Source organism: Adhaeribacter terrigena, from assembly GCF_016623615.1.
Classification (GTDB): Bacteria; Bacteroidota; Bacteroidia; order Cytophagales; family Hymenobacteraceae; genus Adhaeribacter_A; species Adhaeribacter_A terrigena.
Genome location: NZ_JAEHFX010000004.1, coordinates 54,993 through 73,527, shown reverse-complemented (window position 1 = coordinate 73,527; position 18,535 = coordinate 54,993). Strand labels below are relative to the sequence as shown.

The 18,535-nt window shown below is 45.9% G+C and carries 18 protein-coding genes; 12 read left to right on the top strand and 6 right to left on the bottom strand.

The window, feature by feature from the left end; translation table 11 throughout:
• Window positions 1-30: 30 nt before the first annotated feature.
• Window positions 31-507 (bottom strand): Dps family protein, encoded by a 477-nt coding sequence (locus I5M27_RS09465; RefSeq protein WP_200505971.1) that lies wholly within the window; start codon window positions 505-507, stop codon window positions 31-33.
• A 67-nt stretch (window positions 508-574) separates the two neighbouring features.
• Complete coding sequence (locus tag I5M27_RS09460) at window positions 575-817, bottom strand: hypothetical protein (protein ID WP_200505970.1); 243 nt, start codon at window positions 815-817, stop codon at window positions 575-577.
• Here I5M27_RS09460 and I5M27_RS09455 point away from each other — a divergent pair.
• Window positions 797-1,309 carry a hypothetical protein gene (locus I5M27_RS09455; protein ID WP_200505969.1) on the top strand — a complete coding sequence of 171 codons (513 nt, stop codon included), beginning with the start codon at window positions 797-799 and terminating at the stop codon, window positions 1,307-1,309. The two genes, I5M27_RS09460 and I5M27_RS09455, sit on opposite strands and share 21 nt — an antisense overlap.
• A gap of 92 nt (window positions 1,310-1,401) precedes the next feature.
• On the opposite strand, the gene rpoN is transcribed toward I5M27_RS09455, so the two are convergent.
• Window positions 1,402-2,940 (bottom strand): RNA polymerase factor sigma-54, encoded by a 1,539-nt coding sequence (rpoN, locus tag I5M27_RS09450; RefSeq protein WP_200505968.1) that lies wholly within the window; start codon window positions 2,938-2,940, stop codon window positions 1,402-1,404.
• 276 nt (window positions 2,941-3,216) lie between these two features.
• Here rpoN and asnS point away from each other — a divergent pair, with 276 nt between their 5' ends.
• The 10 genes from asnS (at window position 3,217) to I5M27_RS09400 (ending at window position 11,528) form a co-directional block, all read left to right on the top strand.
• Window positions 3,217-4,611: an asparagine--tRNA ligase gene (gene asnS / locus I5M27_RS09445; RefSeq protein WP_200505967.1), complete on the top strand. Its 1,395-nt coding sequence runs from the start codon at window positions 3,217-3,219 to the stop codon at window positions 4,609-4,611.
• A 105-nt stretch (window positions 4,612-4,716) separates the two neighbouring features.
• A complete protein-coding gene (locus I5M27_RS09440; protein WP_200505966.1) occupies window positions 4,717-5,529 on the top strand; it encodes a hypothetical protein in 813 nt (270 codons plus the stop codon).
• A 120-nt stretch (window positions 5,530-5,649) separates the two neighbouring features.
• Complete coding sequence (locus I5M27_RS09435; RefSeq protein ID WP_200505965.1) at window positions 5,650-6,450, top strand: hypothetical protein; 801 nt, start codon at window positions 5,650-5,652, stop codon at window positions 6,448-6,450.
• A gap of 141 nt (window positions 6,451-6,591) precedes the next feature.
• The gene (locus tag I5M27_RS09430) at window positions 6,592-6,858 is read left to right on the top strand and encodes a hypothetical protein (RefSeq protein ID WP_200505964.1); all 267 of its coding nucleotides are present in this window, start codon (window positions 6,592-6,594) and stop codon (window positions 6,856-6,858) included.
• Window positions 6,859-6,953: 95 nt separating this feature from the next.
• Entirely contained in the window at window positions 6,954-7,427 is a 474-nt protein-coding gene (locus I5M27_RS09425) for a hypothetical protein (RefSeq protein WP_200505963.1), read from the top strand.
• A 120-nt stretch (window positions 7,428-7,547) separates the two neighbouring features.
• The gene (locus I5M27_RS09420) at window positions 7,548-8,108 is read left to right on the top strand and encodes a porin family protein (RefSeq protein WP_200505962.1); all 561 of its coding nucleotides are present in this window, start codon (window positions 7,548-7,550) and stop codon (window positions 8,106-8,108) included.
• A 127-nt stretch (window positions 8,109-8,235) separates the two neighbouring features.
• Complete coding sequence (locus I5M27_RS09415) at window positions 8,236-8,616, top strand: outer membrane beta-barrel protein (protein WP_200505961.1); 381 nt, start codon at window positions 8,236-8,238, stop codon at window positions 8,614-8,616.
• A gap of 379 nt (window positions 8,617-8,995) precedes the next feature.
• Complete coding sequence (locus I5M27_RS09410; RefSeq protein ID WP_200505960.1) at window positions 8,996-9,589, top strand: porin family protein; 594 nt, start codon at window positions 8,996-8,998, stop codon at window positions 9,587-9,589.
• Window positions 9,590-9,760: 171 nt separating this feature from the next.
• Window positions 9,761-10,591, top strand: coding sequence for a hypothetical protein (locus tag I5M27_RS09405; protein WP_200505959.1), 831 nt, complete (start codon window positions 9,761-9,763; stop codon window positions 10,589-10,591).
• Between the two features lie 157 nt (window positions 10,592-10,748).
• A complete protein-coding gene (locus I5M27_RS09400) occupies window positions 10,749-11,528 on the top strand; it encodes an enoyl-CoA hydratase-related protein (protein ID WP_200505958.1) in 780 nt (259 codons plus the stop codon).
• A 250-nt stretch (window positions 11,529-11,778) separates the two neighbouring features.
• Here I5M27_RS09400 and I5M27_RS09395 read toward each other — a convergent pair whose 3' ends face one another.
• Window positions 11,779-12,627: a hypothetical protein gene (locus I5M27_RS09395; protein WP_200505957.1), complete on the bottom strand. Its 849-nt coding sequence runs from the start codon at window positions 12,625-12,627 to the stop codon at window positions 11,779-11,781.
• Between the two features lie 221 nt (window positions 12,628-12,848).
• Here I5M27_RS09395 and I5M27_RS09390 point away from each other — a divergent pair, with 221 nt between their 5' ends.
• On the top strand, window positions 12,849-13,493 hold the full coding sequence (locus I5M27_RS09390) for a DUF4142 domain-containing protein (RefSeq protein WP_200505956.1): 645 nt from the start codon (window positions 12,849-12,851) through the stop codon (window positions 13,491-13,493).
• Window positions 13,494-13,595: 102 nt separating this feature from the next.
• Here I5M27_RS09390 and I5M27_RS09385 read toward each other — a convergent pair whose 3' ends face one another.
• Together I5M27_RS09385 and uvrA are read right to left on the bottom strand one after the other, a co-directional pair.
• A complete protein-coding gene (locus I5M27_RS09385; protein WP_200505955.1) occupies window positions 13,596-15,230 on the bottom strand; it encodes a S8 family peptidase in 1,635 nt (544 codons plus the stop codon).
• 408 nt (window positions 15,231-15,638) lie between these two features.
• The gene (uvrA, locus tag I5M27_RS09380) at window positions 15,639-18,515 is read right to left on the bottom strand and encodes an excinuclease ABC subunit UvrA (protein ID WP_200505954.1); all 2,877 of its coding nucleotides are present in this window, start codon (window positions 18,513-18,515) and stop codon (window positions 15,639-15,641) included.
• Between the last annotated feature and the right edge of the window lie 20 nt (window positions 18,516-18,535).

The window sequence follows — 18,535 nt, the reverse complement described above, 5'->3', positions numbered from 1 at the left end:
ACTTTTGAAAAAGCTGAGAGGTTGCAAGATTTACCTGTTCAGAAACGCCGTATACATCCAGACCGATTTTTCCTGTTCGCGAATGTAGTCGCTCATCAGGGCAAGCGTTCCTTCGTCTTCGGTTTCCTGGGCCAGGCTCAGGATCTCGCGCTGCAGCAGGATTATGGTTTTAAACGAATTCAGGATATCTTCCACAGCTTTCAACCCATCCCGGCTTTGCGCACTTTCTTTGATCTGGGAGGTCTGCATATAATCGGAGAACTTATAATTCGGCGAAAAGCCCAGCGTTAAAATCCGTTCGGCCAGTTCGTCTATTTTCAGAAACAGGTCGTTGTAAAGCTCTTCGAATTTGGCGTGCAGCTCAAAGAATTTTTCGCCTTTTATGTTCCAGTGGTAGCCGCGCACATTCTGGTAAAAAGTAGAATAATTGGCCAACAGGTCGTTTAGTTTACCGGCAAGTTCTTCCGATTTGCTCTTATCAAGGCCTATTGCGTTCAGGTTTTTCATGGTAAATTTTGATTGGTATAAAGGTTCTCTTTTGGAATGCTAATACGCAGGGTTCTGAGGTATAGATTTAGTGAAAACTTTTTCCAGTGGTTTGCCTTCTGTTTTTTGCTGTTAACCCCGGTAATTTAATCGTCTGGCAAGGAAATTTTTTCGGCAGCCAATCTTGCAGGGTTTTGGTTATTCCTGGTTTGGCAAAACCCCGTAAACCATTAATAATCAACAACATTAATGCAGAGTTGTAAATGCCGCTGTGCTGAAAACAACTGCCTGCTTTTAGTTTACAAGCATCATGCGGTACGAATTTGCGCAAAGAGAAAATAAGGATTGGAGTTTCGAAGAATCGAAAGTGATCCACGATGCGTTCGAATTTATGGCAAACTTGCCGGAAGGCGACCCTATTTGCACCATTGGCCAGTACCTTTCAAAAGTTACGGGCGTAAAATACCTGCTGATTGGCCGGTTTGTGCCCCCTGAAAACGATAAAGTACAGACCGTCTGCTTTTTGAACGGGGGGCAACAGCTGGCTAATATGACCTATGATCTGAAAAATACGCCTTGCTACGGGGTTTATCAGCAACAGGTTTGTTACTACCCTTTTGGCGTGCAGGAAGAATTCCCGGAGGATTTTGACCTGGTGGTTTTAGGCGCAACCAGTTACATGGGGGCTGCCCTTAAAGATTATAGCGGGGAATCTATTGGGCTCATCGTTCTTATGCACGACAAAACCATCGAAAACCCGGCCCTGATCGACAATTTACTTTCGATTGTATCGCCGGCCATTGAAAAACAGCTGGCCGGATAATAGGACTTTGAATTACCCTGGTTTCCGGAAGGGAATAAAAATGGTTTTTCAAATGCAAACCCTCCCTCCCCGGCTTTAGGGGAGGGCTTGGATTACAACTCTTTCCGCAACCGCGCTACCGGAATATTCAACTGTTCCCGATACTTCGCCACCGTGCGGCGGGCAATATTGTAGCCTTTCTCGTTCAGCATTTGCTCGATCTTCTCATCCGATAAAGGTTTTTTCTTGCTTTCCTTGTCGATGATCTCTTTCAGAATATGCTTCACCTCACGCGAGCTGGCGTCTTCGCCGGAATCGGTGGCGATGCCTTCGGAGAAGAAATATTTGAGCGGGTAAATGCCGAATTCGGTCTGGATGGATTTAGAGTTAGCCACGCGCGAAACCGTGGAAATATCCATACCGATTTCTTCGGCAATGTCTTTCAGGATCATCGGGCGGAGTTTGCTTTCGTCGCCTTCCAGGAAGAACTCGCGCTGGTATTTAATAATGGCTTCCATGGTGCGCAAAAGCGTATTCTGGCGCTGCTTGATGGCATCGATGAACCATTTGGCGGCGTCGAGTTTTTGCTTTACAAAGGTTACCGTTTCCTTGAGTTTCTTATCGGTTTTGGAGCTCTTTTCATACGCATCGAACATTTCGGCGTAGGAACGGCTGATCCGCAGATCGGGCGCGTTGCGCGAATTCAGGCTCAGGTTTAAGTTGCCGTTATCGTTCGTTAGGATGAAATCCGGGATGATGTATTGCGCGCGGCCGGAAGTTGCGCCGGAACCACCCGGTTTAGGGTTAAGCTTTACAATTACGTTTATGGCTTCCTTCAGATCATCTTCGTCGATGTTCAGCTTGGCTTCGATCTTCGAATAATGCTTCTTGGTGAATTCTTCGTAAAAATCCCGGATAATGTTTTCGGCAATTTCGGTGGCGTCGTCCTGCTCGCGGCGCTCGAGTTGCAAAAGCAAACATTCCTGCAGATCGCGGGCGGCAATACCGGCCGGGTCGAACTGCTGAATTAAATGCAATACCTGCTCAATCTCGGCTTCGGAGGCTTCGATGTTTTGTGAGAAAGCCAGATCGTTGGAAATAGCGGAAAGATCGCGGCGAATGTAGCCATCCGTATCGATCGAGCCGATGAGTTGCATGCCGATGGCTTGCTGTTTTTCATCGAGGTCTAAAAAACCGAGCTGATCAATTAAGGCATCGATCAAGGTAGAAGAACCGGCCAAAGGCATTTCGCGGTCATCTTCGGTGTCGCCCCCGGTATCGCCCTGCATTTTGTAGCCGGCAATGTCGTCGTCCTGCAGGTAATCGTCTAAGTCAAGATCATTGTTTTCTTCGGCGCGTACTTCTTCTTCCTGACGGAGGTCATCGGTGGCTTCGGAAGTTATTTCGCCTTCAAAATCATCGTCCAGGCCTTCGTTTTCGTCGAAGTCGGCATCGTCGTCGTTCAAAAGGTCTTCGTCGTCGGAGCGTTCCGGTTCATCGTCTTCGCCTTCTTCCAGCGCCGGATTCATCTCCATTTCTTCCTTGATGCGGGTTTCCAATTCGGCCGTAGGGATCTGTAACAGCTTAATAAACTGGATCTGCTGCGGAGAAAGTTTCTGCGAAAGTAATTGTTTAAGGTCGAGTCGCTGCATAATTATTGGGCCAGAAAAGCGGCTTAGCTGTTCAAATTTAGCTTTTTTTACTCTTGTTTGAAATAAAAGGTTAAATAATAGATTGCGCAGGGCGCAACTAATCAGAAATTAAAAATTAGAAATTAAAAATGCGCGTTCAGGTTTAAAATTCAAAGCCGGGAAAGGTTTCCGGAACAAGCTTTACTTTTATTATTGGCAACTTCACAAATATTGCCCGGATTGATTTTCTTTCTGAATTTCTAATTTCTAATTTTGAATTTCTAATTTAGACGAGATATGTCACGGACGAACGTAAAAAAACTGTTAACCGCTACCGACCTGGTAGGCCAGGATGTGCTGGTGAAAGGCTGGGTACGCACCAAGCGCGGCAATAAATTTGTAAGCTTTATAGCCGTTAACGACGGTTCTACGATAAATAATATCCAGGTGGTGGCCGATGCCGAGAAATTTCCGGAGGAAAGCCTGAAGGAAGTTACTACCGGCGCTTGTATTGCCGTAACCGGAAAACTGGTAGAAAGCCAGGGCAAAGGCCAAACGGTAGAGATCCAGGCCGAAAAAGTCGAGGTTTTAGGCACCGCCGATGTAGAAACCTACCCGCTGCAGAAAAAAGGCCACTCGCTGGAATTCCTGCGCGAAATTGCCCACTTACGTCCGCGTACGAATACCTTTGGTGCCGTTCTGAGAATGCGCCACGCCATGACCTTTGCGGTGCATAAATTCTTCAACGACCGCGGTTTCTTTAACGTGCACACGCCGATCATTACCGGTTCCGATGCCGAAGGTGCCGGCCAGATGTTCCGCGTAACGACCTTAGACCCGATCAACCCGCCCAAAACCGAAACCGGCGAAGTAGATTACAGCCAGGATTTCTTTGGCAAGAACACCAACCTAACCGTTTCCGGGCAGCTGGAAGGCGAAGTTGCCGCCATGGCTTTGGGGCAAATTTACACCTTCGGACCAACGTTCCGCGCGGAAAATTCGAACACCTCGCGCCACCTGGCCGAGTTCTGGATGATCGAGCCGGAAGTTGCTTTCAACGAGCTGACCGACAACATGGATCTGGCAGAAGATTTCCTGCAATACCTGGTAAGCTACGCCCTGGAAAACTGCGCCGACGACCTGCAATTCCTGAACGATATGTACGACAAGGAACTGCTGAACCGCCTGAACTTTGTGGTAAACAATAAATTTGAGCGCGTAACCTACACCGATGCCGTTGAAATTCTGAAAAACGCCAAAAAAGCGAAATTCGAATATCCGGTAGAGTGGGGCACAGATTTACAATCTGAACACGAACGTTACCTGGTAGAAAAGCACTTCAACAAACCGGTTATCCTGATCAACTACCCGAAGGACATCAAGGCATTCTATATGAAGCTGAACGACGATGGCAAAACCGTGCGTGCCATGGACGTTTTATTCCCGGGCATCGGCGAAATAATTGGTGGTTCGGAACGCGAAGAAAGCTACGAAAAACTGATGACCCGCGTACGCGAAATGGGCATTCACGAAGAGCAGGTTTGGTGGTATCTGGAGCTACGCAAATTCGGTACCGCGCCGCACGCCGGTTTCGGCCTGGGCTTCGAGCGTTTAATGCTGTTCGTAACCGGTATGGGAAATATCAGAGACGTAATTCCTTTCCCACGTTTCCCGAAGAGCGCGGAGTTTTAATTTTTCAGACGTTAGATATTAGACTCTAGATTTTTTTTTCACAACATAAATTGTAAATCCCGGTCAGGTTTTGTAGCTTGGTCGGGATTTTTGTTTTAAAACGCTATGGATTTTTTGAAAAAAGTAAATGCTTCGGTTTTAGGGCTGGTGGTTTTATTGGCTTTTGGTTGTGGTGGCGATGAGCCGGAACCTGATAATACCCAAAATCCTGACGAACAAATTTTTAAAAGTTGCAGAGTGAAAAAAATGACTTATAATGGCAGTACAGAATTCAACCATACCTATAATAGTCAGGGACATTTGGTTGCTACATATGTTGCCGGAAGCTTAACAGAAACTTATGAGTACAATAATTTAGGTAAAGTTTCACGACATATCATTTTAAGATCAGGAACTGATACAAGTGCCATTAATACATTTAAATATAATGCCGATTCGCTAGTGACTAAAGTTATTAGCAAGTATCGCTTAAATCCTACTGACTCTTTTTCTATTTCAAATATTTTGAATATTGTTTATGATTCTCAAAAAAGGCGTATCCGAGATTCAACACAGACTTTTGGTCAGGTGAATGCCTATGATACTAAGAGTAATTATACTTATCTGACAGGTAATAAAGTCAGAATCACCGGATTTATTTATAATACACAAACTAATTCCTGGGATTTAAGTTCTGAAAATGAAACTACCTATGATAATCAAAAAAGACCTAATTATAACTATAATGGAATTTTTGGTGATGTATTAAATCATAACGTAGTTTCTATTGCCAGAACAGAATACTCTGCAGGTGTGGTTACTTCTGCAAGTATTAATACCATGACTCATACTTATAATGCATCTGGTTACCCTATTGAAAGCATATACAACACAGGACAAGGAGTTAGTGTTTTTAAGTATGAATATGACTGCCAATAGAAAACGCTATCTTTTAAGCCGGAAAAACTGCTTTTAGCTTTTTACACAACATAAATTGTAAATCCCAGTCAGGTTTTGTAGCTTGTCCGGGATTTTTGTTATAAAACGTTATAGATTTCGATGAAAAAAGTAAATGGGTTGATTTTAGGTTTGGCGGTTTTGCTGGCTTTTGGTTGTGGTGGCGATGAAAAGAAAAAAGAAGATCCAACACCTGAAACCTTACCACAAAAAAACTGTCGTGTAATAGAACAGGTGAATGCAAATGGTTCAAAGAATACGTTTGTTTATAACAGCGACGGCAAAATTTCCCGGATCAATTATTTGCTACCTGCACCCAATACCAGCTATCATGTTGAAATATCCTATAATACTGCAGGGAATATTGCGGAAGAAAAAACAATCAAAGATAAAAATGAATACGAAAGCGGTAATTTATATTCCTATAATGCCGATAATTTGCCGGATAAAATAAAAAATTATCTGGTAATGAATGGCGATCCGGTTGTTAATGGGTTTCGTGAATATAAATATAATGCGTCCAAGCAGGTTATAAAAATCAATTACTTTTCTGTTCCGGATACAGTACTTAATTTCTACAAGGTGTATTCCTACTCAAGCCCAAACCTGGTTGTGGAAAAGCAATACCAAAGAGATGCCTCCGGCAGTTTCTATTTAGCTCAAACCGTTACAACCCAGTATGACAATAATAAACATCCGTATTTAGCATTAGGTTATTACTATTATCCAAGACTGGTTTCGGCTAATAATGTACTTAAAAAGAATTTTGAATACAGAACCGGCACCATGTCGGAAGTAGCATTTACTTACGTCTATAACTCCCAAGGCTATCCGGTTCAACAGACTACTGTGGAAAATAGAAGTTCAGGCTCAACTAACACCTGGACCTACGACTGCCAATAGAAACGCTATCCTTAAAGCATGAAAAAACCGCGAAGTTCTTTCGGCTTTTTTCTTATAACAAATTTTGCAAATCCCGGCTGAGTTTAGTAGCTTAACCGGGATTTTTTGTTGTTATTTCCTTTAACCTTAAAATGAAACGCTATGGATTTTCTAAAAAAACTGAATACCGTACTGTTGAGTTTGGCAGTTTTGCTGGCTGTTAGTTGTGGGAAAGAAAGCAAAAAAGAAGATCCGGAACCTGAGCAAGTGCAAAATCCGGTAAGGAGAACATGCCAGTTAACCGGGCAAAATCAGGGTGGAGGCTTTTATAATACGTATGTTAGTGACTCTACCGGAAAAATCATTCGCATAAATTACAATGTTCCATTAATCCGGGTTCTCCTATTCAAGGCTACTATCAAAAGTTAAGTTATAATTCTGATGGGAATATTTCTGAATTTAGAAGTTATGATCTTGATAATGTTCAAACCAGGTTAAATACATATACTTATAATACTGATAAATTGCCCGAAATTATTAATGAATTCACACTATCTGCCAACGGCACGGTAGTTAACCATTCATATTGGTTATATGAATATAATACTGCAAAGCAACTTGTAAAGAAAAGCTTATTAGGGCCAAACCACCCTGTTGCTTGTAGTGTTACCCAGTACTCCTATCCGGCAGCTGGTCAGATTAAAGAAGAAGTGTATTCTTGTGATATGACTGGTAATATGCGACTTATCAGTACTACTGTAAAGCAATTTGACAATAAGAAAAATCCTTATATGCTACTAAATTTCTATCAGGGGATAACGTCACTTTCAAAGAATAATGTAATCGCTCATTATGAAACCAATCATAATACCGGCAGAAAATATAATTACACATATTCCTATGAATATAATGAAGATGATTTCCCGGTGAAAGTAACTTTTGTCAGTCAAGGGAATAATTTCCCTTCCTATTATTACTGGACCTACAACTGCCAGTAAAAAACGCTATCCTTAAAGCCTGAAAAACTACTGTCAGCAAATTACACAACATAAATTGTAAATCCCGGACAGGTTCTCTACCTTCGCCGGGATTTTTGTTATAAACCAGATCTTACATTTTTGAAAGCACTTTTCACCTTCCTTTTCCTGACGTTTTATGTGGGCGCTATCGCCTTCGCGCAAAGCCCTGAACCAACTGCCGAAGAACCAACTAAACAGATCTTCGGCTTTCGGGCGGGCGGTAACCTTTCCAGCATTTCGGGCAACGATCTGTACCTGGGTTACCACGCCGGCTTTTTCACCGATATGCCTTTCAGCAAAAAATACGGCTTTAGCGTGGAGCTCAATTATGCCAGACAAGGCGGAACGTTTCAGGGTACGCCCATTAAAATGGATTACATCGTTTTTCCGGTGCTATTCAATCTGTACGTGAGTGAAGTGGCCTTGCAAGCCGGCGCCTACGCAGCCCCTTTACTCAGCGCTCAAAACGCGCAGGATGGTTATTATAATAGCACCGGCAACATCAACAACATGGATCTGGGCTTGGCCGTTGGCGTGAAAAGGGCTTTAGGAACCGTAGGGGTCGGGTTACGCTATTACCAGGGTTTGCAAAACGTAGCGGGCTCCGGCAGTAAAGTGGTTAACCACAAACTCGAATTATCGTTGCGCTTAAACCTGTAACGCCCGAAGCACACAAAACGCTATGCTAGAAGCCGGAAAAACTGCAAAATATTTTCGGTTTTTATTAACTTTACATGCCGGATGAGGTTTCTGTTTTGTTCATAAATTTCTTTTAAACTACCTCTTTTTGAAAGCACTTTTCAGTCTTATTTGCATAGCGTTTTTTAGCGGAACCTCTGCTTTTTCGCAGGCAACAGATTCGCTCCAAGCTCCAAAATTCAAGGCATTTTCTACGGCCGGCGTAAAATGCGGGGTTAACATCTCTTCTCTAAACAATTTCAACCGCGATATTAAAATCGGCCTCCTGGCAGGTTTTACCGGCGAATACCGCTTCAGCAGCTCCTGGGGAATTGCGGCCGAACTGAATTATTCGCAGCACGGCGCAACCCTGCAGCATACTGATTATGGTAATGGCATAAGCAGCGCCCTTAAGGATATTGAATACGGTTTGAACTACCTCGCCCTCCCGCTATTGATCAGCCTGCACGACAATAACTTTATGGTATAGGCCGGCGCTTACGGCGCGGTACTTTTAAAAGCAAAGGCCCGGAACGGTAAAATAACCGAAGACATTACCGAACATTTTGCCCCGTATGAAAGCGGTTTATGCCTGGGGCTGGCTTATCACTTCTGGGGCAATACCGTTTGCGGCTTACGGTATTACCAGGGCCTGCAAAATTTAAATAAAAGCGTCCCCGATACCCGTGAAAGACTTCGGAACAGCACTTTGCAGGTTACAGCCGGCTATACTTTTTAAAACGCTATGCTGAAAAGCTGAAAAATTGTTCAAGTGCTTTCGGCTTTTTTCAAATAATCTGATTTCCGAAGCAGCGTTTAAACGTTTTAACACGTCTTTGCAGCAGAATCCAAATAAAACTCTTCTTCCCGTGAAAGCACTTTTCACCCTCCTTTTCCTGGCGTCTTTCAGCCTGCAACATACAATTGCGCAAACTTCAAAAGCGATAGCAGAAACCTGGGTTCCTGTGCAAAAAGCAGGCGTAAAAGGCGGCGTAAACGTGGCTTCTGTTTCTAACCTGGCTAATTCCAGCGCTTTCCTGGGCCTGCATGGCGGTTTTTTTGGCGAAATACGGCCCCGCGAAGCCTTTGGCTACGGTGGCGAAGTAATGTTTTCGAAACAGGGCGTAACAGCCAGCAACCTCGATTTCAGCTTAAATTACCTGAGCGTTCCGGTTTTCCTGAACCTGTACCACGGCAAAGTCACTTTCCAGGGAGGTGGTTACGGGGCCTTGCTGTTCATGGCTACGGCAAAAATGGGACAGGATAAAAAAGACATTACCGATAATTTTCAGACCACCGATTACGGCTTACTGGTCGGGCTCAGATTCCGGCCCTTAGACAAAACTTTTATCGGGCTGCGCTTTAATCTGGGCTTGCAGAATATCAACAACAACTTCACCAAAAACAGCGCTGCCGTTTTACGGAACCGCAATATCCAGGTCTCGGCCGGTTATCAGTTTTAGGAAATCTTCCCAAAAAAATGCCAGGCTTCCGGACATATAACCCGAACCCAAACCCCTTGTTAATCTTTTACCTTAGATTTTCCGGCGTTCGCCAAATACCGGTTTCTGGGTATTGGCAAAGTTGTTACGGAATGGTAGTTTTGCCACCGGATATAATTTTAACTACGCCAAATGACCAGATTTACTACTAAAAACTTCCTTGCGCTTGCCCTTAGCGCCCTCGTGCTTTTCTCCTGCGGCAAAGACGACGACAAAACGGCCACCCCGAACAACCCAAACAATCCGGGAAACCCTTCTAATCAGAAGTGCCGCATTACCAATGCAATGGAAGACGACGGAGATGAAACTATTTTCGAATACGACAGCCAGCGCCGGCTTATTAAACAATCTTACAAAGATAATGGCGTGCTCGATACTTATTACGACACTTATGAATACAATGCGGCCGGTTACATTTCTAAAAGCATAGAGTGGGAAGGCACCAAGATGGAAGAGTATAGCCTTTACACCTATAACAATGATGGCCGCCTGACCAAACGTGAAAGTTTTTACAATAATGGCACAAGTGTAGTGCTGGATGATATTATTACTTATGAATACGATTCCAATAAGCGCTTGATCAAAAAAAATTATTACGGAGACGCTTCTCTTTCAGTGATTGAGGAATATTCCACTTACTCTTACCCTTCTGCTAACACTGCCCGCGAAATGTCTTATTACGACAGGGACGGAGACGGCACAGTAGAGCATGCATCCACCGCTGATTACACCTTCGACGACAAAAAGAGTCCACAACTTTTACTGGGCGTAGCTTTCGACGATGAATTTATTTCGGAGCATAATGTAACCAGAGAAGTTTATACAGATCCAAGCGGCACAGGTACCCCAAGCATCTATACCTATTCTTATGAATACAATGCCGAAGGTTTTCCAACCAAAATTACAGTGAACTATACCGGTTCTTCTCCGGATATCACTACTATATCATACAACTGCAACTAAGCTTAAACATTCATCTTTTTCTCTTAACCCGGCCCGGAGCTTTCCTGGCCGGGTTATTTTTTTACGGCAAAACGCTATGGTTTAGGCCCGCAAAAGTCGATTTGTGCAACCGGGCTTAAACTTCTATTTTTGAAGCTGAACTCTTAAATCTGAAACCATGTACGAATGCCTCTTATATACCGTCGAAAACGGAATTGCCACCATCACGCTGAACCGCCCTGATGTATTCAACGCCTTTAACGACAAGCAAAGCTACGAGCTGCAGGATGCTTTAAAGCAGGTAACCCGCGATGCCAATGTGCGCGTGGTAATTTTAACCGGCGCCGGCAAAGCCTTCTGCTCCGGTCAGGATCTGAAAGCCATTGCCAGTGCTGACAAACGTGACCTTTCCGAAAGCCTGGAAAAACGCTACAATCCGATCATCCGGGCCATGCGCAATTTACCAAAGCCTATTATCTGCAAACTGAACGGGGTTGCCGCCGGCGCTGGCTGCTCTCTGGCTTTAGCATCTGATCTTATTGTAGCCTCTACCGAAGCCAGTTTAATTGAAGTTTTTGTGAACGTAGGACTGGTGCTCGATTCCGGTTCGTCTTACTTTTTGCCGCGCATTGTAGGTTCCATGAAAGCCTTTGAACTGAGCACGCTGGGCAGCAAAGTAAAAGCCGAAGAAGCACTTGCTTTAGGCATGGTTAACAAAGTTGTTGCCCCGGAAGAATTAGATGCTGCTGTAAACGAACTGGCCCAGCGCTACGCTGTGGCGCCAACCAAAGCCATTGGTTTAATGAAGAAAATGCTGAACAAAAGCTTTAATTCTTCTTTAGACGAAATGCTCGATTACGAAGCGCACTGCCAGAAGATTGCCGGCAACTCCAAAGATTATAAAGAAGGCGTAACTGCTTTCAACGAAAAACGCAAACCCGCTTTTACCGGCGAGTAATTGAATTGCTGATTGCTGATTGTTGATTGAATGAATTAGTGAACGATTGAATGTGGTTGTAGGATCAATATTTAATTAATCATGAAATTTTACCGCGCGCTTTTATACTGTTTTTATCTTTTCATGCACTAATGCACTAATGCACTAATTCTCTCATTCACTAAATCAATCATTCTATCATTCATAAAAAAATCCGCTGCCGTAAACCGACAGCGGATTTTTTTTATGATTTCGGTAACGCCTGAAAAGCTTAGCGCAACGTGATCAGGCGGGTTTTGCCGTTGTAGGTTACCGATGCCGTTTTATCGCAGGCTTCGGTGCCGGTGGGGTCGTAGTTGAGTTCCAGGCTGTTTTTGCGGCTGTTGGTAATGGTTACCGTGCCGGCAATAAACGTACGGGCGCACCCCAGCCGGAATACTTTTTTAAGCGGCGTTCCAATGGTGCTGGAGTAATTTTTGCCCCGCCGGTTTGTGCCCGAAGAGGTTCCGGTTACCAGGTATTCATCGTCCTGAAGCGTTAAAGTGCCCTGGCCGGCAATGCGTTCTAACTGACGGTGTGCATTCCAGTTACGGGTGGTGCCATCAGTAAACACAATGCTGGCGTTCTGCACGTGCACCGTATATTTATAGTTAACCGTACCATCTTCGTTGCCCAGACTCGTAATAACTTTGGTGCCCAGGTGCTGGTTATCGTTCACAAAATAGTTGTTCAGGCTGATCACCACCGTAGAACCCGCCTTGCGCCAGGTACCGCTAAACACCGCAACAATTTGTCCGCGACGGTATTTGCCATCTTTACACAGGCAGTTGGTTGAGCCAAAATCGATGGTAAGCGTATTGGTAGCCGCATTCCAGGTGCGGGTAGCACAGTTGGCTAAATTGCCGCTTTTGCTCGGGTTGCCTGTTCTCAGATCCGGGTCGGCCGCTTCGGCATCCACAAAATCCTGCACAGATTCCATTTCCGTTTCCAGGCGCGCATGATCTTCCGCCGAAACCATGGCTTCTTCCGGTTTCATATCGTCGTCTTTTTTGCAGGAAGCAAACGCCAGCAAACCGGCCAGCGCCAGTAAACTCAATTTAGGTACGCGCAGATTTTTCATGATTTGGTTAAGGTTAAGATGCGGGTGGAGAAAAGAATTTTGTGCTTTGATGCTGCCGGCTCGTAAAAGTTTAAGCAAAATAATTATATTTTTCCGGTTGGCGAAGCTTTTATTTTTAAAGCTGCCACGTGCAGATCCTCCCCGGTTCAACTTCAACCCAAACCCGCCGTATAAACAGCTCTGTTTCTTTTATTTATTAGCCATTTTAACCCTTATTCACTATGAGAAAAATTACCCTGAATGTAGTATTGGCCCTCTTTGTTTGCCTGCTTTCGGCTTGCGAAAGCAAACGCGAAACCACCGAAGAAACTACCACCACCACAACTACCGACAATGAAATGAACGACGGAATGGCCGACGAAAACGTGGGTATGGAGATGCCGCAGGACACCACCAGTATTGTAACCGGCAAACCCGGCGTTCCGCTTTACAATTCTGATGCTGAATTTGTAGCCATGGCCGCCAGTGGTGGCATGCTGGAAGTAGAATTGGGAAAAATAGCCGCGCAGAAAGCCACCAATGCCGAAGTGAAAAAATTCGGCCAGATGATGTCTTCCGACCATAGCAAAGCCAACGACGAACTGAAAACCCTGGCTTCTAAAAAAGGCTGGGTAAGGCCGGCCAGCATGTTACCGGATCACCAGAAAACCTACGACCGCCTTTCCAAACTGAGCGGCAAAGATTTCGACCGCGATTATATGGCAGAAATGGTGCTGGACCACGAAACCGACGTAGCCATGTTTGAACAGGCCACCCAAAAAGCCACCGACCCCGACCTGAAAGCCTGGACCAGCAAAACCCTACCTACCCTGCGCGCGCATCTCGACAGAGCCCGGACCATCAATTCCAGCGTAAGCAGAATGTAGTTGTTCACAATGTAGTTTTTCAGCTTAAAACCATACCGTTTGTAATACAAAAAGCCGCTCCGGAAATCCCGGAACGGCTTTTTTACTTTTTGTTTAGCCTATTTACTGTTTCACAACTTTATACTGAAACCGGTGGCTGTTCTTCTGGTTTAGCTGCAACAAATACAAACCTGCAGGCAAACTGCTTTCAACGCGCAAAACCTGCTTTCCGGCGTGCTGCGTTTGCCTGATTTGTACTTTTTGCCCCGTTACCGAATAAAGCGAAATTTCTAAAACTTCCATTGTCACCGGCGCCTCGATCGTGATCTGATCCTGAAAAACGGTTGGGTACACTTTAAAAGGCGTCCGAGCAACATTTTCAGAAAAACCGGCAATTGTACGCAGCAGGGAATCGGCTTTGCAGGCATCCGGCAAACCGTAACCGTAAAAATTATCTGGGTTCACATATTTGTCGGCGCTCTGGATGATGGCCTGGTAAACCTGCATGTTGCTCGCGTTCGGGTTGGCTTGCATTACACAGGCCGCCAAAGCCGTAATTAAAGGCGCAGCCAGCGAAGTTCCATTCGTATAACTGACCATGTCGGCCGGATTTACAAAAGCCGTAGCGCTACCGCGGGCCACTACATCGGGCTTGATGCGGTTTTTGGCCGTTGGCCCCACCGAAGAAAAGCTGCTGTACTGGTTCTGGTTGGTTACACTTCCCACGCAAAGTACCGAATCGCCGTCGCAGGGCGGGTTTACGCGCGAAGTGATAGTGCCTGTTACCGGATTATTGCCGTCGTTGCCTGCCGCAATAATTACCAGCATGCCTTTCTGCGCCGCTTTATCGGCCGCTTTGGTAATAATGGGCGTATCACCGTCGATCATCGCATTGGTATAATCGCCCTGGCCCGGATCGAAATTCTTGTAACCCAGCGAAGTCTGAATAATATCAACACCCAGCGAATCGGCCCATTCGGCGGCGGCCGCCCAGTTCAGTTCTTCCTGGTGCGTTTCCGAAGCCGTGTTTTCGGTAAGCGCCAACGCAAAAGTAGCCTGCGCCGCGCCGCCCACATAATCGCCGGGGCTGTTAGCTGCAATGATCGAGAATACAGCTGTGCCATGATCGTGCGTGCCATAAACCGTATTGGCTCTATTTACAAAATTGCGGGTAGCTAAAATGCGGTTCTGCAGGCGCAAAGAGTCATACACGGTGCCCGTATTCACCCCCGGAAAACCCGAATCGAAAATTGCCACCAGCACGCCTTTTCCCTGGCAGCCTTTATCGTGCAGACAATCCAGGTTCAGCTGGTCGATCTGGTCGGCCGCAGCCCCATAACTTAACCGGCTGTTCTGGTTGTTTGCCGGTTTAACTTCCGGAAATTTATTCTTTTCGCCTTTAACCGGCGCAGCTACTTTCTTTACCGATCTTATAGCCGGAAATTTACGCTGCAAAGCCGTTTCGCTCCAATCAGTTTCGATCAGTGCCATATTCAGCCACTTACTTTTTTGCTGAATTTTGATACCGTTTTGCTTTAGCTGGCTCAGATACTGATGACTAACCGGCAGGTCTTCGGCCGTTAATTTCACCTGACTCTTTGCCCGGCGCGCCAAGGCTTTTTCGCTCAGGATCTGGGCTGGGTGCTGCCGTAAATAAGCCGCTTCCGGACCTTTATCCTTAAAAGTGACCAGGTATTGGTTTTGTGCCAGCGCATTGCCGGCTATGAATAAACTCAGGAGGGTAAATATTTTTTTCATACGTGTTTCTAAGATACGGCTTAATTAACAAGTTTTCTAACAGACAACCTGAAGGCTTTTTTTGTTGCTTTCCGAAAAGACATTTTATCTTTTATTAACCCTTATTTTCAGGAAGGTTTTTAACGCGGTCAATTGACTTTTTAAGCCTAAAACCCTACCGTTTTTAAACGAACCAGCCGCTCTGAATTACTCCGGAACGGCTGTTGAGTTTTTAAGGCTGAAAGGATAGCGTTTTGAATTGCTAAATGGTTGAATGGTTGAATTGCTGAAAATAAAGCATTGCGAAAGTCCCCCTTTGGAGGGGGTTGGGGGAGGACATCGCATTTCTGATCAAAAGTCCCGGATCAAAAAATATAAAAACCCACCCTCTACCCTTCCAAAGGGCACTTTTCTTCGCAAACGAATCTGCTATTTCGCAGCCTCTTTCTCCCGGTAAATACTACCCGCCAATTCTTCTTTTATGAACCGCGGCGTATGCCCTTTCTTCACTTTGGCAACTTCTTCCGGCGTACCCTGCGCTACCACGGTTCCACCCGCATCGCCACCTTCCGGCCCGATGTCGATGATGTGATCCGCTACTTTTATCAAGTCTAAGTTGTGCTCAATGATCAGAACCGTATTGCCTTTATCTACCAGTTTGCGCAGTACTTCGCTTAAATGCTGAATATCCTGGAAATGTAAACCGGTAGTTGGCTCATCCAGAATATAGAAGGTGCGGCCGGTATCTTTCTTTGAGAGTTCGGTTGAAAGTTTTACCCGTTGCGCTTCTCCACCCGATAAAGTAGTAGCCTGCTGGCCCAACGTAATATAACCCAAACCAACTTCACTTAATACTTTTACCCGGCGTTGAATCCGCGGCTGATTTTCGAAGAATTCTACGGCTTTTTCTACCGTCATTTCCAGCACGTCGGTAATGGATTTGCCTTTGAATCTAACCTCTAAAGTTTCGCGGTTGTAGCGTTTGCCTTTGCAGGCGTCGCAAGGCACGTACACATCGGGCATAAAGTTCATTTCGATGGTGCGCATACCGGCGCCTTCGCACACTTCGCAGCGGCCGCCTTTCACGTTGAACGAGAATCTTCCGGCGGTATACCCTCTGATTTTCGATTCCGGTAATTGCGCGTACAAGTTCCGGATATCGGTGAACATACCGGTATAAGTTGCCGGGTTGGAACGTGGCGTGCGGCCAATTGGCGACTGGTCTACTTCAATAACTTTATCGATGAATTCCAGGCCTTCGATTTTTTTGTAAGGCAGCGGATCGCGTTTGGCGTTGAAGAAGAACTGGTTCAGGATCGGGTAAAGCGTATCGTGAATTAAAGTCGATTTTCCGCTGCCCGAAACGCCGGTTACCGCAATGAATTTTCCGAGTGGAAACGATACCGTTACATTCTTCAAATTATTGCCGGTCGCGCCGAAAAGTTTCAGTTCTTTGCCGGTGCCTTCGCGTTTGGTTTTGTCTACTTCAATGCCTTTCCGGCCGCTTAAAAAATCAGCGGTCAAGCTGCCGGATTTCATCATTTCCTCCGGGGTTCCGGCGGTTACAATTTGGCCGCCGTGTACACCCGCGCCCGGACCAATATCCAGCACGTAATCCGCATTCAGGATCATATCTTTGTCGTGCTCTACCACAATTACCGAGTTCCCTAAGTCGCGGAGGTTTTGAAGGGCTTTGATCAGTTTTTCGTTGTCGCGCTGATGCAAACCAATACTTGGTTCATCCATAATGTAAAGTACTCCCACCAGCTGCGTCCCGATCTGCGTAGCCAACCGTATCCGCTGACTTTCGCCGCCGGAAAGGGTACGAACGGAGCGGTGCAAACTCAGGTAATCCAAACCAACATCGAGCAGGAAACCGATGCGTTTGCGGATCTCTTTCAGAAGTTCGCGGGCAATTACGTTCTGGCGTTCATTCATCCGGTCTTCCAGCCCTTCGAACCAGGCGGCCAGTTTATCGATGGTGATAATGGAAAGTTCGCCGATATTTTTCTGGTCAATTTTAAAGTGCAGCGATTCCTTTTTCAGGCGCAAACCATTGCATTCTGGGCAGGTAACTTTGCGGGTATACTCTGAGATCCATTCGCGGATATTTTCCGAATCGGATTCCATTTGTTTGCGCAGGAAATTCACGATGCCCTCGAACTCTACCGCGTAGGTGCCTTTTTTCGTTTTAACTTCCAGTTCTTCGTCCAGACCGTACAGCAGGATTTTGTAAGCTTCTTCCGGCAGGTCTTTTATTGGTGTGGTCAGTTTGGCTTTGAATTCCTTCAGCAAGGCTTCCACCTGGTGAAAGATCCAGAGGTCGCGGTATTCGCCGAGCGGGGCAATGGCGCCCTGCCGGATCGTTTTGCTTTTGTCCGGAATAATCGCGTCTTCGGTCAGTTCCTGAATTTCGCCCAGGCCGTTGCAGTTGGGGCAGGCACCGTACGGAGAGTTGAAGGAAAAGGTGTTCGGGGCCGGATCATCATAAGCAATGCCGCTTTCCGGGTCCATTAAAAACCGGGAGAAGAACTGCGTTTCGTTCGTTTCGGCGTTCTGAATTAAGATGGTGCCTTTGCCGTGCGTGAGCGCATTCTGCACCGAATTGGACAAGCGGTAACGATCTTCCGGGTTCACTACAATTTTATCGATCACGATCTCGATGTCGTGAATTTTGTAGCGGTCGAGCTGCATTTTGGGCACCAGTTCCAGTAGTTCGCCATCTACGCGTACGCGCACAAAACCCATTTTCCGGATCTGTTCGAACAGTTCGCGGTAGTGGCCTTTCCGGCCTTTTACCACCGGCGCCAGCACGATTAATTTCTTGCCGTTAAGGTTTTCCAGGATGTGGTTTACGATCTGCTCGTCGCTCTGCCGGATCATCAGCTTGCCCGTAACGTAGCTGAACGCTTCGCCGGTACGCGCAAAAAGCAGGCGCATAAAATCGTAAATTTCCGTGATGGTGCCCACCGTGGAGCGCGGGTTGCGGCTCGTGGTTTTCTGCTCGATGGAAATTACCGGCGACAGTCCTTCGATCTTATCGACGTTGGGCCGGTCCATACCGCCCAAAAAGGAGCGGGCATAGGCGGAAAAAGTTTCCATATAGCGGCGCTGCCCTTCGGCGTAAATGGTATCGAAGGCCAGCGACGATTTGCCGCTGCCGCTGATGCCCGTAAACACCACCAGCTGGTTGCGCGGAATGGTAACAGATATATTTTTAAGGTTGTGCTCGCGGGCGCCGTAGACTTCAATAAAAGGCACGTCTAAGCCCGTAGCTTCAACCGGATCAAGCTTTTTGGTAGCCATTTATCAGGTCTGAATTAATC

Coding starts and splice junctions, on each gene's coding strand:
- I5M27_RS09465 (WP_200505971.1), bottom strand. CDS start 507: ATGAAAAACCTGAACGCAATAGGCCTTGATAAGAGCAAATCGGAAGAA.
- I5M27_RS09455 (WP_200505969.1), top strand. CDS start 797: ATGCGGTACGAATTTGCGCAAAGAGAAAATAAGGATTGGAGTTTCGAA.
- rpoN (WP_200505968.1), bottom strand. CDS start 2,940: ATGCAGCGACTCGACCTTAAACAATTACTTTCGCAGAAACTTTCTCCG.
- asnS (WP_200505967.1), top strand. CDS start 3,217: ATGTCACGGACGAACGTAAAAAAACTGTTAACCGCTACCGACCTGGTA.
- I5M27_RS09440 (WP_200505966.1), top strand. CDS start 4,717: ATGGATTTTTTGAAAAAAGTAAATGCTTCGGTTTTAGGGCTGGTGGTT.
- I5M27_RS09435 (WP_200505965.1), top strand. CDS start 5,650: ATGAAAAAAGTAAATGGGTTGATTTTAGGTTTGGCGGTTTTGCTGGCT.
- I5M27_RS09430 (WP_200505964.1), top strand. CDS start 6,592: ATGGATTTTCTAAAAAAACTGAATACCGTACTGTTGAGTTTGGCAGTT.
- I5M27_RS09405 (WP_200505959.1), top strand. CDS start 9,761: ATGACCAGATTTACTACTAAAAACTTCCTTGCGCTTGCCCTTAGCGCC.
- I5M27_RS09400 (WP_200505958.1), top strand. CDS start 10,749: ATGTACGAATGCCTCTTATATACCGTCGAAAACGGAATTGCCACCATC.
- I5M27_RS09395 (WP_200505957.1), bottom strand. CDS start 12,627: ATGAAAAATCTGCGCGTACCTAAATTGAGTTTACTGGCGCTGGCCGGT.
- I5M27_RS09390 (WP_200505956.1), top strand. CDS start 12,849: ATGAGAAAAATTACCCTGAATGTAGTATTGGCCCTCTTTGTTTGCCTG.
- I5M27_RS09385 (WP_200505955.1), bottom strand. CDS start 15,230: ATGAAAAAAATATTTACCCTCCTGAGTTTATTCATAGCCGGCAATGCG.
- uvrA (WP_200505954.1), bottom strand. CDS start 18,515: ATGGCTACCAAAAAGCTTGATCCGGTTGAAGCTACGGGCTTAGACGTG.